This window comes from Bradyrhizobium sp. S3.12.5, assembly GCF_040548225.1.
Classification (GTDB): domain Bacteria; phylum Pseudomonadota; class Alphaproteobacteria; order Rhizobiales; family Xanthobacteraceae; genus Bradyrhizobium; species Bradyrhizobium cytisi.
In genome coordinates this window covers 157,272-171,840 of the sequence record NZ_JBEPRF010000012.1, presented here as the reverse complement: position 1 = coordinate 171,840, position 14,569 = coordinate 157,272, and the positions used below count along the sequence as shown (strand labels likewise).

General features: G+C 65.1%; 14 protein-coding genes. 9 read left to right on the top strand and 5 right to left on the bottom strand.

Features of this window, described 5'->3' with window-relative positions:
* Position 1 precedes the first annotated feature (1 nt).
* The 5 genes from lspA to arfB all read left to right on the top strand — a co-directional run bounded on the left by lspA (position 2) and on the right by arfB (position 4,852).
* Positions 2 to 496: a signal peptidase II gene (lspA, locus tag ABIC09_RS19550; protein ID WP_148751096.1), complete on the top strand. Its 495-nt coding sequence runs from the start codon at positions 2 to 4 to the stop codon at positions 494 to 496.
* Between the two features lie 110 nt (positions 497 to 606).
* Positions 607 to 1,338 carry a hypothetical protein gene (locus ABIC09_RS19545; RefSeq protein ID WP_148751095.1) on the top strand — a complete coding sequence of 244 codons (732 nt, stop codon included), beginning with the start codon at positions 607 to 609 and terminating at the stop codon, positions 1,336 to 1,338.
* Positions 1,339 to 1,531: 193 nt separating this feature from the next.
* Positions 1,532 to 2,923, top strand: a complete 1,392-nt coding sequence (locus tag ABIC09_RS19540) for a M16 family metallopeptidase (RefSeq protein WP_354110254.1) — start codon at positions 1,532 to 1,534, stop codon at positions 2,921 to 2,923.
* Complete coding sequence (locus ABIC09_RS19535; RefSeq protein WP_502917679.1) at positions 2,920 to 4,311, top strand: M16 family metallopeptidase; 1,392 nt, start codon at positions 2,920 to 2,922, stop codon at positions 4,309 to 4,311. The genes ABIC09_RS19540 and ABIC09_RS19535 overlap by 4 nt, the downstream gene beginning before the upstream one ends.
* 118 nt (positions 4,312 to 4,429) lie before the next feature.
* The gene (gene arfB / locus ABIC09_RS19530; RefSeq protein WP_354110252.1) at positions 4,430 to 4,852 is read left to right on the top strand and encodes an alternative ribosome rescue aminoacyl-tRNA hydrolase ArfB; all 423 of its coding nucleotides are present in this window, start codon (positions 4,430 to 4,432) and stop codon (positions 4,850 to 4,852) included.
* Between the two features lie 65 nt (positions 4,853 to 4,917).
* Here the strand turns inward: arfB and ABIC09_RS19525 are convergent, their stop codons facing one another.
* Positions 4,918 to 5,331: a hypothetical protein gene (locus tag ABIC09_RS19525; RefSeq protein WP_354110251.1), complete on the bottom strand. Its 414-nt coding sequence runs from the start codon at positions 5,329 to 5,331 to the stop codon at positions 4,918 to 4,920.
* Positions 5,332 to 5,699: 368 nt separating this feature from the next.
* Between ABIC09_RS19525 and mutL the strand changes: the two genes are divergently transcribed.
* On the top strand, positions 5,700 to 7,511 hold the full coding sequence (mutL, locus tag ABIC09_RS19520) for a DNA mismatch repair endonuclease MutL (RefSeq protein ID WP_354082428.1): 1,812 nt from the start codon (positions 5,700 to 5,702) through the stop codon (positions 7,509 to 7,511).
* A 1-nt stretch (position 7,512) separates the two neighbouring features.
* Here mutL and rsmD read toward each other — a convergent pair whose 3' ends face one another.
* Entirely contained in the window at positions 7,513 to 8,070 is a 558-nt protein-coding gene (rsmD, locus tag ABIC09_RS19515; RefSeq protein ID WP_354110250.1) for a 16S rRNA (guanine(966)-N(2))-methyltransferase RsmD, read from the bottom strand.
* A gap of 1 nt (position 8,071) precedes the next feature.
* Positions 8,072 to 10,165, bottom strand: a complete 2,094-nt coding sequence (locus ABIC09_RS19510; protein ID WP_354110249.1) for a pseudouridine synthase — start codon at positions 10,163 to 10,165, stop codon at positions 8,072 to 8,074.
* 119 nt (positions 10,166 to 10,284) lie between these two features.
* Between ABIC09_RS19510 and ABIC09_RS19505 the strand changes: the two genes are divergently transcribed.
* Positions 10,285 to 10,743: a nucleoside deaminase gene (locus ABIC09_RS19505; RefSeq protein ID WP_354110248.1), complete on the top strand. Its 459-nt coding sequence runs from the start codon at positions 10,285 to 10,287 to the stop codon at positions 10,741 to 10,743.
* Here ABIC09_RS19505 and ABIC09_RS19500 read toward each other — a convergent pair.
* Both ABIC09_RS19500 and purD read right to left on the bottom strand, forming a co-directional pair.
* Positions 10,740 to 11,645 (bottom strand): alpha/beta fold hydrolase, encoded by a 906-nt coding sequence (locus ABIC09_RS19500; RefSeq protein WP_354110247.1) that lies wholly within the window; start codon positions 11,643 to 11,645, stop codon positions 10,740 to 10,742. The genes ABIC09_RS19505 and ABIC09_RS19500 overlap by 4 nt on opposite strands.
* A gap of 135 nt (positions 11,646 to 11,780) precedes the next feature.
* Positions 11,781 to 13,064, bottom strand: coding sequence for a phosphoribosylamine--glycine ligase (gene purD / locus ABIC09_RS19495; protein WP_354110246.1), 1,284 nt, complete (start codon positions 13,062 to 13,064; stop codon positions 11,781 to 11,783).
* Between the two features lie 282 nt (positions 13,065 to 13,346).
* Between purD and ABIC09_RS19490 the strand changes: the two genes are divergently transcribed.
* On the top strand, positions 13,347 to 13,940 hold the full coding sequence (locus ABIC09_RS19490) for a hypothetical protein (protein WP_354110245.1): 594 nt from the start codon (positions 13,347 to 13,349) through the stop codon (positions 13,938 to 13,940).
* A gap of 109 nt (positions 13,941 to 14,049) precedes the next feature.
* The gene (locus ABIC09_RS19485) at positions 14,050 to 14,523 is read left to right on the top strand and encodes a hypothetical protein (RefSeq protein WP_354110244.1); all 474 of its coding nucleotides are present in this window, start codon (positions 14,050 to 14,052) and stop codon (positions 14,521 to 14,523) included.
* Positions 14,524 to 14,569 lie beyond the last annotated feature (46 nt).

Genomic DNA, 14,569 nt, shown 5'->3' with positions numbered 1-14,569 from the left:
CATGACCCCGCTCCGCGCCGGCATTCTCGCAGCCGTGGCCACGCTCGTGGCCGACCAGGCCTCAAAGCTCTGGCTGCTGAACGGGTTCGACCTTGCCCGTCGCGGCGTGGTGAAGGTGATGCCGTTCTTCGACCTGGTGTTGGCCTGGAACATCGGGATCAGCTTCGGCTGGCTCCAGAATGACGATCGGGCCGCGCAACTCGCGCTGATGGCGGTGAAGGTCGTCGCAGTGATTGCACTCGCGATCTGGATGGCGCGGTCACAGACCCGGCTCGCCACGGTGGCCCTGGGACTGATCATCGGCGGTGCCATCGGCAACGGCATCGACCGCCTGGCCTATGGCGCGGTGGTCGATTTCGCCCTGTTCCACATCGAAATCGCCGGAAATACCTATAATTGGTACGTCTTCAACCTGGCGGACGTGGCGATCGTTGCTGGGGTGGCGGCCTTATTGTATGATTCCTTCCTCGGGGTACCCGCCGCAAAAGCGCCCTGATCCCGGCTGATACGGACCGGAGGCGGAACCTTGCTTGGCGAGGGGTGGTCGCGCGAGACGCGGCGAGACCGGCACGATCAAGACTGCCACAGTATGGAACAGGTATAGGCATGGGTAGCTCCGAGACCAGCGGTTCGATCGGCCGAGACGCCCGGCGGGGACTTTGGCTGGCGCTGAAATTGTCAGCCGTCGCCCTCGGCATCGGTCTCGTGATGTCGGCAGGCCCGGTCCGCGCCGGTGACGACGGCGACGATGATGACGACATGACCTTCGAAGAGAAGCTCATCGACAATCTGATGTCCGGCATCGGCGCCAAGAGCATGGAAAAGAAGGGCATCGAGTACCGCGAGCGGTCGCCGCTGGTGGTGCCGCCCAAGCTCGACCTGCCGCCGCCCGCCAGCGCTGACGCCAAGGATGCGCCAAACTGGCCCAAGGATCCCGACGAGAAGCGCCGCAAGGAGGCCATCGCTCAGCGGAAGAAGGCGGGCAACAAAGCAGCGGAGTACTTGCAAAACGCCCGCCCGCTGTCGCCGGCCGAATTGGACGCCCATAAGACGGCCGCCCCGGACAAAACCACCAATGATCCGATCCAGCCAGGCAGCAACACCAACCACCCGACGATGAGCCCGGCCGAGCTCGGTTACACCGGCGGCCTGTTCAAGATGTTTTCGAACAACAAGGACGAGAGCAAGCAATTCACGTCCGAGCCGCCGCGCCAGTCTCTGACCGAGCCGCCGCCGGGATATCAGACGCCTTCGTCGAGCTATGCCTATGGTACCGGCGAGGATAAGTCGCGGCGGACCTATTTCGACGTCAGGTCGGGTAAGGAAAAGGAGCAATAAGCTCCTTGCCCGTCGCACGCAGGCGTGGACCCGCCGCAATCGTCCGGTGTAGGCCGGACGCGGCAGATGACCTATTTTTAAGTACAACTTGACCGCATTCTCTGCTTCGTGACCCGAAGCTCAAAGCCGCGCGGTGTAGCATGCCGTGCTTTCACGCCCGGACCTCAGGGTCCGGGCTTTCACAAGGATCGTGATGTCCTCACACCGATCGGTTGCCTGCCTCTTCGCCGCGCTGCTCTCGACATCTGCCCTCGACGTCGGCAGCGCAACCGCCCAGACGACGGTCACGTCGGCGCCGCCCGCCAGCTTCACGCTCAGCAACGGCCTCCAGGTCGTGGTGATCCCGGACCACCGCACGCCCGTGGTCACGGAGATGATCTGGTACAAGGTCGGCTCGGCCGACGAGACGCCGGGCAAATCCGGCCTCGCCCACTTCCTCGAGCACCTGATGTTCAAGGGCACCGAGAAGCACCCGGTCGGTGAGTTCTCGCAGACCGTACTCCGCGTCGGCGGCAACGAGAATGCCTCGACCTCGGTCGACTACACCAACTACTACCAGCGCGTGCCGCGGGAGCAACTGCCGAGCATGATGGAGTTCGAGGCCGATCGCATGACCGGCCTGATCCTCAAGGACGAGAATGTGCTGCCCGAGCGCGACGTCGTGCTCGAAGAGTACAACATGCGCGTCGCCAACAGCCCGGACGCACGGCTCAACGAGCAGGTCATGGCCGCGCTCTATCTCAACCATCCCTATGGCCGGCCGGTGATCGGCTGGCACCAGGAGATCGAGAAGCTCAATCGCGAGGACGCACTCGCCTTCTACCGCCGCTTCTACGCGCCGAACAACGCGATCCTGGTGATCGCCGGCGACGTCGAGGCCGCCGATGTGCGCCCGCTGGTCGAACGCAATTTCGGCCCGATCCCGGCCCAGCCGGCGATCCCCGCGCGGCGCATCCGCCCGCAGGAGCCGGAGCCGGCGGCACCGCGCACCGTCACGCTGTCCGACCCGCGCGTCGAACAGCCGAGCCTTCGCCGCTTTTACCTGGTGCCCTCGGCGACGACGGCTGCGGCCGGCGAGAGCGCCGCGCTCGACGTGCTGGCGCAGTTGATGGGCAGCGGCAGCAACTCCTATCTCTACCGCGCGCTCGTCGTCGACAAGCCGCTCGCGGTCTCCGCGAGCGCCAGCTACTCGAGCATCTCACTCGACCCGACCCAGTTCACGATCTCGGCTTCGCCGAAATCCGGTGTCACCTTCGCAGACATCGAGCAGGTCATCGACGGCGTCATCGCGGACATCGTTGCCAACCCGGTCCGCGCGGAGGACCTCGAGCGGGTCAAGACCCAGCTCATCGCGGAGGCGATCTACGCCCAGGACAATCAGGCGGTGCTGGCGCGCTGGTATGGCGGTGCGCTGACCACGGGCCTGTCGATCGAGGACATCCGAAGCTGGCCCGACCGCATCCGCGCCGTCACCGCCGAACAGGTCCGTCAAGCTGCACAGAAATGGCTCGAGAAGAAGCGCTCGGTGACCGGCTATCTGATCAAGGATACCGCTACCGCCAAGCGCGAGGAGAAGCGTTCGTGACCCATTCCTTCCTTCGCGCAAGACACTTCCTACGCACACGTCACTTCGTATTGTCCGTCGCCACCGGCGCTGCACTCGCGCTTGCCTCGGTCTCGCCCTCGCAGGCGGCGGCAAAAATCCAGCACCTGGTCTCGCCGGGCGGTATCGAGGCCTGGTTCGTCCAGGACGCAACCGTGCCGCTGATCGCCATGGAATATTCCTTTGCCGGCGGCTCGGCGCAGGATCCCAAGGACAAGCCCGGCGTCGCCAATCTGGTCGGCGACCTCCTCGACGAAGGCTCCGGCGATCTCGATTCCAAGACGTTCCATGAGCGGCTCGACCGCCGCGCCATCGAGCTCTCCTTCAGCGCGACCCGCGATACCTTCCGCGGCAGCCTCCGCATGCTGCGTGACAACAAGGACGAGGCCTTCGACCTGCTGCGCTCGGCCCTGACCTCGCCGCATTTCGACACCGCCGATGTCGAACGCATCCGCTCGCAGGTGATCTCGGGCCTTCGACGCGACACCACCAACCCGAGCTCGCTCGCGAGCCGCAAATTCCTGGAGATGGCGTTCGGCGATCACCCTTACGGGCAGCAGACCGCCGGCGCGCTGGAGAGCGTGCCGACCATCACGGTCGCCGACATGAAGGATTATGTCGGCCGTATCCTCGCCAAGGACACGCTGAAGATCGCCGTCGTCGGCGATGTCGATCCGGCCACCCTCGGCAAGCTGCTCGACCACACTTTTGGGAGCTTGCCTGCCAAGGCCACCCTGACGCCGGTCCCCGACGTCGAAGCCGCCAAGCCGCCGCAGCGCGCCTTCGTGCCGCTCGACGTGCCGCAGACCGTCATCACCTTCGGCGGTCCCGGCGTGATGCGCAGCGATCCGAACTTCATGGCGGCCTATGTCGTCAACCATATCCTCGGCGGCGGCGGCCTGTCCTCGCGGCTCTATCGTGAGGTCCGCGAGAAGCGCGGTCTGGCCTATTCGGTATTCGAATCCCTGCTCTGGATGGAGCATTCGGCGATCTTCATCGGTAACACCGGCACCCGCGCCGACCGTGCCGGCGACACCATGGATGCGATCGAGAAGGAGGTGCGCCGCATCGCCGACGAGGGCCCGACGCAGAAGGAGCTCGACGAGGCCAAGTCCTATCTCAAGGGTTCGCAGATGCTGGCGCTCGACACCTCCTCCAAGCTCGCGCAGGCGTTGCTGCAGTATCAGCAGGACAAGCTGCCGATCGACTATATCGAGAAGCGCAACGGTATCGTCGACGCGGTGACGCTGGACGACGCCAAGGCCGCCGCCAAGCGGCTGTGGGGCCAGGGGCTTTTGACCGTCATCGTCGGCCGCGCCCCGCAGGCTGCCGCACAGCCGGCTGCAGCACCGGCGACTAAGTCGGACTGACAAGTCGGACTGACGTCTCCTGAAATGGCCGGGCTCGCCCGGCCATTTGCATTTCCAGCTGCACCATTGCCGAAAATGGACGTCCGAGATATGTCCGGGCATCACGAATGGTGCCATCATGCTGCGGATATCCCGCGATCTCGTCATCGACGAGGACGACATCGAGATCGGCTTTGTCCGCGCCTCCGGCCCGGGCGGGCAGAACGTCAACAAGGTCGCGACCTCGGCCCAGCTGCGCTTCGACACGCGCAGGCTGACCATCCCGGAGGATGCGGCGATCCGGCTCGCCCGCATCGCCGGCCAGCGCATGACCAAGGACGGCGTGATCGTGATTCACGCCCAGCGCTTCCGCACCCAGGAGCGCAATCGCCAGGACGCCATTGACCGGCTTGTCGATATCCTGAGTGAGGCGATGATACGGCCGACGCCGCGGCGTGCGACAAAGCCGACGTTTGGCTCCAAGCAGCGCCGCCTCGAGGGCAAGAAGCGCCGCAGCGACATCAAGGCCGGACGCGGAGGCGGCCGCGGTTTCGACGATTAGCAAGACGGACGCAGCCTGAAGAAACTCCGGTCGCAGGGGCGCGACCGGAGTTCTACCGTCCTAGTCTAGTAACGCTTGCCCGTGGCTGCGCCGCCCGTCGCGGTATCGTCGGCGGTCCCCTTGTGCACAGCGTTGCCCGTCGTGCCGCCCGTACCTTTGGTGCTCTTGGTCGACTTCATTCCGGTCTTCTCACCCGCTGCGCCAGGCTGACCACTCATCTCCTCGTCGCCGCTGCCCATCGTGCTGCCTTGCATGGGCTTGCTTTGCACGGTGCCGCCTGTCTTGGCGGGCGGTGCGCCTTGCGCGAGTACGGGCGCGGCAACAAGAGCCGATAGAGCGCATGCGATCATCGAGGTCTTCACCAACTTCATCCATCTCTCCTGGATTTTTTCGCGATGAATGGCACGGCCGTTCCCTGCGCCGCTCGTCTGCACCGGGCCATTGCATCTCGCAAAGAAATCAAGCGACGCGATCGTCATGCAATCCGGATCATGTGGTCATCGTTTAGGGATTTGGCGGCGGTTTCGCGGAATTGTGCTCCGCATATAAGGCAACGCGGAACAGTCCGTAGACCGAGCACCTTCTCTTCCTGCAAAACAGCCCGCTACTACCGCCGCATCTTTGACGCCGCCTAGAATCTGCGCACGCCGCAGCACCTGCTCTCCGGGTCTCACAATCAGGACTGAGGGAGGAGGACGGCCCGCGCGCGATTTGCTCGAATGTCCAATGGCTTCAACACAATGGTCCACAACCTTCCCCACTGGATCACGATCCTGTTGCTTGGCACATGCTTTTGACGCAACACGGCATAGAATAGCGCGTCCAGCGAATCCCCAGACCGAGCCCCATGCCCGTCCGCCAATTGCCAGAGCAGGTCGTCAACCGCATCGCCGCCGGCGAGGTGGTCGAGCGACCGGCGAGCGTGGTCAAGGAACTGGTCGAGAACGCGATCGATGCCGGCGCGAGCCGGATCGACGTCTTCACCGATGGCGGCGGGCGGCGGCGGATCGGCATCACCGACGATGGCAGCGGGATGACGGCGAAGGATATCGCGCTCGCGGTCGAGCGCCATGCCACGTCCAAGCTCGACGATGAGGACTTGCTCCAGATCCGCACGCTCGGGTTCCGCGGCGAGGCGCTGCCCTCGATCGGCTCGGTCGCACGGCTGTCGATCACGACGCGGCATGCCAGCGAGCCGCATGCCTGGGCGCTCACTGTCGAGGGCGGCGAGAAATCCGAGATCATGCCGGCCGCGCTCGCGCACGGCACCCGCGTCGAGGTCAACGATCTCTTCTATGCGACCCCGGCCCGGCTGAAATTCTTGAAAACCGACCGCACCGAGGCGGAAGCGATCCGCGAGGTGGTGCGGCGGCTCGCCATGGCACGGCCCGATGTCGCCTTCACACTTGCGGGTGAAGAGCGTGCACCGGTGACCTGGGCCGCCGCGCTGCCCGGTGCCGCCGGGCGGCTGACGCGGCTCGGCGATATCCTCGGCACGGAGTTCCGCAGCCATGCCTTCGAGGTCCATGCCGAGCGCGAGGGCGTCGTCGTCGCCGGCTATGCTGCAGCACCTGCGCTGACGAAGGCCAACGCGCTCGGCCAATATCTCTTCGTCAACGGCCGTCCGGTGCGCGACAAGCTGATCTTGGGCGCTGTGCGCGGGGCCTATGCCGACTATCTGCCGCGCGACCGGCATCCGGTACTGGCGCTGTTCGTCACGCTGGATCCACGCGAAGTCGACGCCAACGTGCATCCGGCCAAGACCGAGGTGCGCTTCCGCAACGCCGGCCTCGTGCGTGCGCTGATCGTGCACGGGCTGAAGGAAGGTCTCGCGCGCGAGGGCCGCCGTACCGCCGCCAACAGCGGCGAGACCGTATTGTCATCGTTCCGGCCTGCTTTCACGCCGCGCCCCGCAAGCTGGGACTGGCGGGCTTCGCCATCCGCGCCGATCGCACCAATGCCGTCGTTCGAAGGCTCCGCTGCGCCCGCCTTCGCCGAGCGCACGCAGGCCGCGTTCGATGTTGGCGCGCCCAGCGCCGACGTTCGGTTCGAGGCGCAGCCCGTGGCCGATCTCGTCGACCGTCCGCTCGGCGCTGCACGTACGCAGCTCCACGAGACCTATATCGTGTCGCAGACCCGCGACGGTCTCATCATCGTCGACCAGCACGCCGCGCATGAACGCATCGTCTATGAACGGCTGAAGGCATCGCTTGCCGAGAACGGAGTGCAGCGGCAGATCCTGCTGATCCCCGAGATCGTCGAGATGGACGAGGCCACGGTGGAGCGGCTGCTTGAACGCAGCGAAGAGCTCGGATCATTTGGTCTTGCGATCGAATCCTTCGGTCCCGGCGCGGTGGCGGTGCGGGAGACGCCATCGCTGCTCGGCAAGACCAATGCGGGCGCGCTCTTGCGCGATCTCTCCGAGCACATGGCCGAATGGGACGAGGCGCTGCCGCTGGAGCGCCGCCTGATGCACGTCGCCGCCACCATGGCCTGCCACGGCTCGGTGCGCGCCGGCCGAAGGCTGCGGCCGGAGGAGATGAATGCGCTGCTCCGCGAGATGGAGGAAACGCCGAACTCGGGCCAGTGCAATCACGGCCGGCCGACCTATGTCGAGCTGAAGCTGGCCGATGTGGAGAAGTTGTTCGGGCGAAGGTGAGTTACGGGTTGCGCTTCAAAAACACGAACTCCGTGTCATCGTAAGCCCGCCGCTCCAGCTCCTCGAACCCGTCCGGCGTCGCGAACTGCGCGGCCTTGGCCTCTTCCACCACCAGCAGCGCGCCCGGCGTCAGCCAGCCGCCATCGCGCAAGGACGCGAGCGCCTTCTCCGCAAAACCCTTGCCGTACGGCGGATCGAGAAACACCAGCGAGAACGGCTCGACGGGATGTGCGGGACCGAGATCGGTCGCGTCGCGGCGATAGACTTTTGCGACGCCGCCGAGGCCGAGTGACTCGACGTTGTTGCGGAGCAGCGCGCGCGCCTCCGCACCGTTGTCAACGAACAGCGTGAACTTCGCCCCGCGCGAGGACGCCTCAATGCCGAGCGCGCCGGTGCCCGCGAAGAGATCGAGCACGCGTGCGTCCTCGATCGGATCGTCATAGGCGTGCACAAGAATGTTGAACACCGACTCACGCAGGCGATCCGCCGTGGGACGGATGTCACGCGAAGACGGTGAGGCGAGATTGCGCCCCTTCAAACGACCGCCGACGACGCGCAAGCTAGTCCTCCCGCGGCGTCAGATCGCGCTTGCCGTGATAGCCGCGCTTGGGACGACGCGGCGGGCCGTAGCCGCTCGCCTCGGCCTCGTTGCGCTCGCGCGCTTCGTCGCTGCCGGTGCGCTGCACCAGCACGCGGCGGCCCTTGCGGTCAGCGATCACATCGCGCTTGGCGGCAGGCTTCTTCTCGCGCGGCGCTTCGGCGTCGTCGCTCGACGATGACTTCTGCGGCACGTCGAACTGCGCGCCCGACTTCTCGATGATCTTTTCGCCGAGCTGATCGCGCAGCACGCGCGCGCGGATTTCCTCGACCTGGCCCTCGGGCACCTCGCCGAGCTGGAACGGACCGTAGGAGACGCGGATCAGCCGGTTCACCTCGAGGCCGAGATGAGCGCAGACGTTGCGCACCTCGCGGTTCTTGCCTTCGCGGATCGCAAACACCAGCCAGACATTGGCGCCCTGGTCGCGCTCCAGCGTCGCCTCGATCGGACCGTATTTGACGCCCTCGACCTCGATGCCTTCCTTCAACTGATCGAGCTGGGCCTGCGTGACGTCGCCATGGGCGCGAACGCGGTAACGCCGCAGCCAGCCGGTGTCCGGCAGCTCAAGCGTGCGTGCGAGGCCGCCGTCATTGGTGAGCAGCAAGAGGCCTTCGGTATTGAAGTCGAGCCGGCCGATCGAGATCAGCCGCGGCAGCCCTTCCGGCAGATTGTCGAACACGGTCGGACGGCCCTCGGGGTCGTCATGCGTCGTCATCAGCCCGCGCGGCTTGTGATAGAGGAACAGCCGCGTGCGCTCGCGCTCCGGCAACGGCTTGCCATCGACCAAAACGACGTCATTGCGCGTGATGTCGAGCGCCGGCGAGTTGATCACGCGGCCGTTGACGGTGACGCGGCCCTGCGTGACCATCTCCTCGGCATCGCGGCGCGAAGCGAGCCCCGCGCGCGCCAGCGCCTTGGCGATGCGTTCGCCGGCCTTCTTCGGCTTCGGCGCTTCTTCCCGGCGCGGCCGGCCCTCGAAATCGCGATCGCGCTGGCGATAGGCACCGCGGCCACCGAAGGCCGGACGCTTCTCGAAGATCCTGCTCTCGTCCTCGTTTTCACGACGCGGACGGTCGCCGAAGCGGCCTTCGTTGCGGGGATGCTCGTGCCAGTCGGAGCGGCCTTCGGAGCGCTCGCGCGGGCGGTCGAATTTCGGGCGGTCGCCGCCGCGCGCACCGCGGTCGCCATCGCCATCGCGCCGGGGCCGATCGAATTTCGGACGGTCCTCACGCGGGCGATCGAACTTTGGTCGATCGAACTTGGGTCGATCGAACTTGGGTCGCTCCCGGAACGGACGATCACCTGATGCGCGATCGTCGCGTGAGCGCGAGAAGCGCGGACGGTCCTCACCACCGCCTTCGCGCTTCTGCCAGGGCTTGTCCTCGCTGCGGTCACGCCCACCGAAATCCTTGCGGGGACCCTTGCCGAAGTCCTTGCGCGGCGGCCGGTCGCCGCGCGGACGATCATCGCGCTTTTGCCACGGCTTTGAATCGTCCCGCTCGCCGCGATCGCGCGAAAACTTCCGCTCGCCGTCGAACTTGCGCTCCGGACGATCGCCACGCGGCGCATACGGCCGCTTGTCGCCGAACTTCTTGTCGCCGAAGCGACCGGCGGGACGCGCGTCGTCGCGATCGCGGCTGCGCGGCGGACGGTCGTCGCGGCCGTGGGACGGACGGTCACCGCGCGGCTTGAACGGGCGCTTCTCGCCATCACGCGAGGGACGATCGGAAAACGGACGGTCGCCACGCGGCTTGAAGCTGCGCTCGCCGCGGCCCTCACCGCCGCGCTCGTCGCGCTTGAAGCGGGGACGGTCGGAAAAATCGCGGCGCGGCGCATCGCCATCCGCGCGGGGGCGGAACGGACGACTGTCACGGTCGCCACGGGGCGGGCGGCTGTCGCGGTCGCCACGGGGTGGACGCTTGTCGCCGTCGCCCTTGGTCTCAAAGCCGCGCTTGGCGAATTTCTTGTCGGGACCGCGCGGCTTGCCGCTGCGGCCGCCTTTGGCCGGGCCTCGCCGGCCGCGGGAATCGTTGTCTTTGTCGCTGTCGCGAGGCATGAATAATCTCACTCAGGGGGTGGCCAAAAAGCATTGTGCGCGCTCATGTCGAGCCGCATGCTCAGGCAAATTCAGTAAGCACTTCTGCTGAAGGCGCAGCTACTAGCAGGTTTCTTCGGATGATACGAGGCTTGAAAGCCCCCTCCTTCATGGATTTGGCGCTCAAAACGGCCGAAAATGCCGGAAAGGCGGGCGAAGTTCCGATCGGGTGCGTGGTGGTCCGCAATTACGAGGTGATCGCCGCCGCCGCAAACCGGACGCTGACCGATTACGACCCTACCGGCCATGCCGAGATCATTGCGCTGCGCGAGGCGGCCAGCAAAATCGGCAGCGAGCGCCTGGTCGACTGCGACCTCTACGTGACGCTGGAGCCCTGCACCATGTGTGCGGGCGCGATCTCCTTTGCAAGGGTCCGCCGGCTCTATTACGGCGCGGCCGACCCCAAGGGCGGCGCGGTCGAGTCCGGCGTGCGGTTCTTCGCATCGCCAACCTGCCACCACACCCCGGACGTCTATTCCGGGGTCGGCGAGAGCGAGGCGGCGCGGCTGCTCAAGGAGTTCTTTCGCGAGCGGCGCTAACCGCCCGCGAAAAACTCCCGCAGCGCCTTCGCGGTGACGTCCGGGTTCTCCTCGGTGAGGAAGTGGCCGGAGTCCACCGGCTGTCCCTCGACATTGGTCGCCCATTGCTTCCAGATGTCGAGCGGGGTCGCCGCGGCCTGGGCGATGCCGACGCCGCCCCACAGCGCCAGCATGGGAACGGTGATCTTCTTGCCTGCCTCGAAATCGGCCTTGTCGAGGTCGTAGTCGATATAGGCGCCGGCGCGGTAATCCTCGCACATCGCATGGATGCGAGCGGGATCGCGGAACGGGGCGATGTAGTGATCGAGCGCGCGCGTGTCGATCGCGTCCAGCGTCTTCGACTTGGTCTGGCTCGCCATCTTGAAGCGCAGGAAGAATTCGCCCTGGCCTGCGATCAGCGTCTCCGGCAATGGCGCGGGCTGGGCCAAAAACGTCCAGTGATAGATCTTCAGCGCATAGGTGCGGTTGATCCGCTCCCAGTAATTATAGGTCGGCAGGATATCGAGCACGGCGAGCTTCGACAGTCGGCCGGGATGATCGAGCGCCAGCCGATACGACACCCGGCCGCCGCGATCGTGGCCGGCGAGCGCGAAGTGCACGTGACCGAGCTGCTCCATCGCCTCGACCATGGCCTTGGCCATCGCGCGCTTGCTGTAGGGCATGTGCAGCGCGTCGCTCTCGGGCATGTCGGACCAGCCATAGCCCGGCAGGTCGGCGATGATCAGCGTGAACCGGTCGGCCAGCTGCGGCGCCACGCGGTGCCACATCACATGCGTCTCGGAGAAGCCGTGCAGCAGCAGCAGCGGCGGTCCCTTGCCGCCGACGCGGGCGAAGATGCGGCCGAACGAGGTGTTGATCCATTCGGAGGCGAAGCCGGGATAGAGATCGGCGAGATCGGACATCGGTTCCTCCCAGAATGTCGAAACAACCCCATGCACAGTAGCTAAGTTCAAGACCTGCCTGCACATTTTCGGAGCGCCGACGGGCAGCGGCCAGACCTTGCGCAGCGAACGGCAAAAAACGCTGTCAGCGCTTTATCAGCCCCTGCCCTTCTCCGCCTCCACCGCCTGCCAGCCGATATCGCGGCGGCAAAAACCTTCCGGCCAGTTGATGCGGTCGACGGCCTGATAGGCGCGCGCCTGCGCTTGCGTCACGGTCGCCCCCAGCGCGCAGACATTGAGCACGCGGCCGCCATTGGCGAAGATGGCGCGGTCCTTCTCGACCGTGCCGGCATGGAAGATCTCGACGGTCTCGACGTTGGCGGCGTCATCGAGCCCCTCGATCCGCGTGCCCTTCTGATAGTCGCCGGGATAGCCCTTCGCGGCCATCACCACGGTCAGCGCGGATTCCGGATACCAGCGCAGATCGAAATTCTTGAGCTGGCCATCACAGGACGCGAGGAACGCCGGCACGATGTCCGACATCATGCGCAGCATCAGCACCTGGCACTCGGGATCGCCGAAGCGGACGTTGAACTCGAACAGCTTTGGGCCCTGCGTCGTCAGCATGATGCCCGCGTAGAGAATGCCGCGGAACGGCGTGCCGCGCTGCTTCATGCCGGCGACCGTCGGCAGGATGATCTTGGCCATGATCGCGTCGTGGATCGCCGGCGTCACCAGCGGCGTCGGCGAATAGGCGCCCATGCCGCCGGTGTTCGGGCCGAGATCGTGGTCGAACACGCGCTTGTGGTCCTGGGCGGACGCCAGCGGAATGGCGGTCTCGCCGTCGCACAGCGCGAAGAAGCTGATCTCGCGGCCCGGCAGAAACTCCTCGATCACGACCTCAGTGCCGGCCTCGCCAAACGCGCCTTCGAACATCATGGCGATGGCGTCCTCGGCCTCGCGCACGGTCTTGGCGACGACGACGCCCTTGCCGGCGGCAAGGCCGTCGGCCTTCACCACGATCGGCGCGCCCTGGCTCTGCACATAGGCACGCGCGTCGCTGGCGTTGGTGAAGCGCTTGTAGGCGCCGGTGGGAATGCCGAATTCGGTGCAGAGCGCCTTGGTAAAGCTCTTGGAGCTTTCGAGCTGGGCGGGGATTTTGTTGGGCCCGAACGCCTTGATGCCGGCGGCGGTGAGATCATCGACGATGCCGGCCGCCAGCGGCGTCTCCGGGCCGACCACCACGAGCTCGACCGCGTTGGTCTTGCAGAAGGCGATCACCGCGGCATGGTCGGCGACATCGAGCGCCACGCATTCCGCCTCGCGCGCGATGCCGGCATTGCCGGGCGCGCACCAGAATTTGGTCACCAGGGGGGAGGCCGCGATTTTCCACGCCAGGGCATGTTCGCGGCCGCCGGAACCAAGCAGGAGAATGTGCATCGAAGGCTCAGAATGAGGGGTTTGGCTGGGCGCGGAGGTCGCACGAATCGCGGCGGGTCTCAAGGGGAAACGGCCCGAACTCCCGTCATTCGGGGGCGTGTCGAGGTCCTCTTCCGCCCCCCTCGCGGGAAAGTCAATGTTGGGAATTGCCGAGCAAAATCAATCGGCAATCGCCAGAGTGTATGGTCGGTGTAAAAACTAGAAATCCGCTGACACTGGCCTGGATAAGACCGGTGTCTCACTGCGGCGAATTCGGATTTTCGTGCAAACGAGCTTAGGTCGTTGGCGACCAAACCCGCGAGCTTTAGACGAATCGCTTATGTTGCCCCGATGGCCGAGGAAAAGCTCTACTTCACTGACGAGAAGCAGCCTCACGCGATTGAGCCGGGCGCATTCCTGCTGGACCTTTACCGACTCGTCTGCATGGTCTCAGCGTCACGCGACGTGGCGACGCTTGGCCTTACTTCGTCTGCCATCGCGATGATGCAGGCGGGCTACTTCAAGTCCGAGGCAACGCGAATTTTGATCTCTTGTGCGGCGGGCGTGCGAATCCAGTTCGATCAATCGCAGGGACCAGCAGACGAGGCGAAATCAGATTGCGGAATGCTGTTTCCAAACTGGGCGACTGATCGAGACCAGGCCGAGGTTCTCACCCTGCGCGAGGCCTGCAACAAGATCATTCACGCGACCGACATTCGGTTTGATGTTGAAATTCCCGATGCTGCCAACAACCCGGATGAGGAAGGCGTTTACTACCAACCGCGCCTCTACCTTTATGGAAGCAAGGGGCGCAATGGCTGGCGCGCCGAACTCTCGCTGATCGACTTCGCCCGATGGGCCGCAGTGGCGTTTAGGTGGTTTGCCGTTCTCAGATGACGTGTACACTGCGTTCGCTCTAAGTCTCAATCGGGGTTCAGCTTGTCCATCTCAACCTTCGCCAGTGCCGCAGCCCTGCCTTTGGACTGAACATCGGGATTTAACGTCAATGGGTGAGCTGAAACCTTATCGCGTGAAATCTGACGCACTGTTGACCGGTGGCGCGCGCTTCATTCGCGGCTTCACTCGGATCGGCGCGGTCGTTGCTGTGCTGATAGTGTTTACCGGGATCGCAATCGCAATTTTTGTCAGTGTCGATCGATACAATTCCGATGTTCGCAAACATGAAGATGCCCTGTGTGTCACGCGCCTCGCGCGTGCTGGCTGGACCTTCAAAAAGAAATACGATTACAGCAGCGACCTCGACTACAGCGTCGGTGGTTGTTCTGGGTGGAGTCTCTCGTATCAGTCGCTCAATGATGTAATTGCCATGGCGGACGCGCCGGCGCCGATGTTTCTGTCAAGCGAAGCTAGTTCCATCCTCGGTTGGGGGCTCGTGATCACCGGCGGGCTCGCGGTCGTGGCCTATCTGGCCTTCTGGTGTATCGGCTGGGTGTTCGCTGGATTTACAAGGGACGCATGAGGCAGCAACTTTCAGTTTCTCCCCTTGTGGAAGAAGGTGGTGCGAA

Excerpts from the sequence above, each read along its gene's own strand:
- lspA (WP_148751096.1), top strand. The coding sequence starts at position 2 with ATGACCCCGCTCCGCGCCGGCATTCTCGCAGCCGTGGCCACGCTCGTG.
- ABIC09_RS19545 (WP_148751095.1), top strand. The coding sequence starts at position 607 with ATGGGTAGCTCCGAGACCAGCGGTTCGATCGGCCGAGACGCCCGGCGG.
- ABIC09_RS19540 (WP_354110254.1), top strand. The coding sequence starts at position 1,532 with ATGTCCTCACACCGATCGGTTGCCTGCCTCTTCGCCGCGCTGCTCTCG.
- arfB (WP_354110252.1), top strand. The coding sequence starts at position 4,430 with ATGCTGCGGATATCCCGCGATCTCGTCATCGACGAGGACGACATCGAG.
- ABIC09_RS19525 (WP_354110251.1), bottom strand. The coding sequence starts at position 5,331 with ATGACGATCGCGTCGCTTGATTTCTTTGCGAGATGCAATGGCCCGGTG.
- mutL (WP_354082428.1), top strand. The coding sequence starts at position 5,700 with ATGCCCGTCCGCCAATTGCCAGAGCAGGTCGTCAACCGCATCGCCGCC.
- ABIC09_RS19510 (WP_354110249.1), bottom strand. The coding sequence starts at position 10,165 with ATGCCTCGCGACAGCGACAAAGACAACGATTCCCGCGGCCGGCGAGGC.
- ABIC09_RS19505 (WP_354110248.1), top strand. The coding sequence starts at position 10,285 with ATGATACGAGGCTTGAAAGCCCCCTCCTTCATGGATTTGGCGCTCAAA.
- ABIC09_RS19500 (WP_354110247.1), bottom strand. The coding sequence starts at position 11,645 with ATGTCCGATCTCGCCGATCTCTATCCCGGCTTCGCCTCCGAATGGATC.
- purD (WP_354110246.1), bottom strand. The coding sequence starts at position 13,064 with ATGCACATTCTCCTGCTTGGTTCCGGCGGCCGCGAACATGCCCTGGCG.
- ABIC09_RS19485 (WP_354110244.1), top strand. The coding sequence starts at position 14,050 with ATGGGTGAGCTGAAACCTTATCGCGTGAAATCTGACGCACTGTTGACC.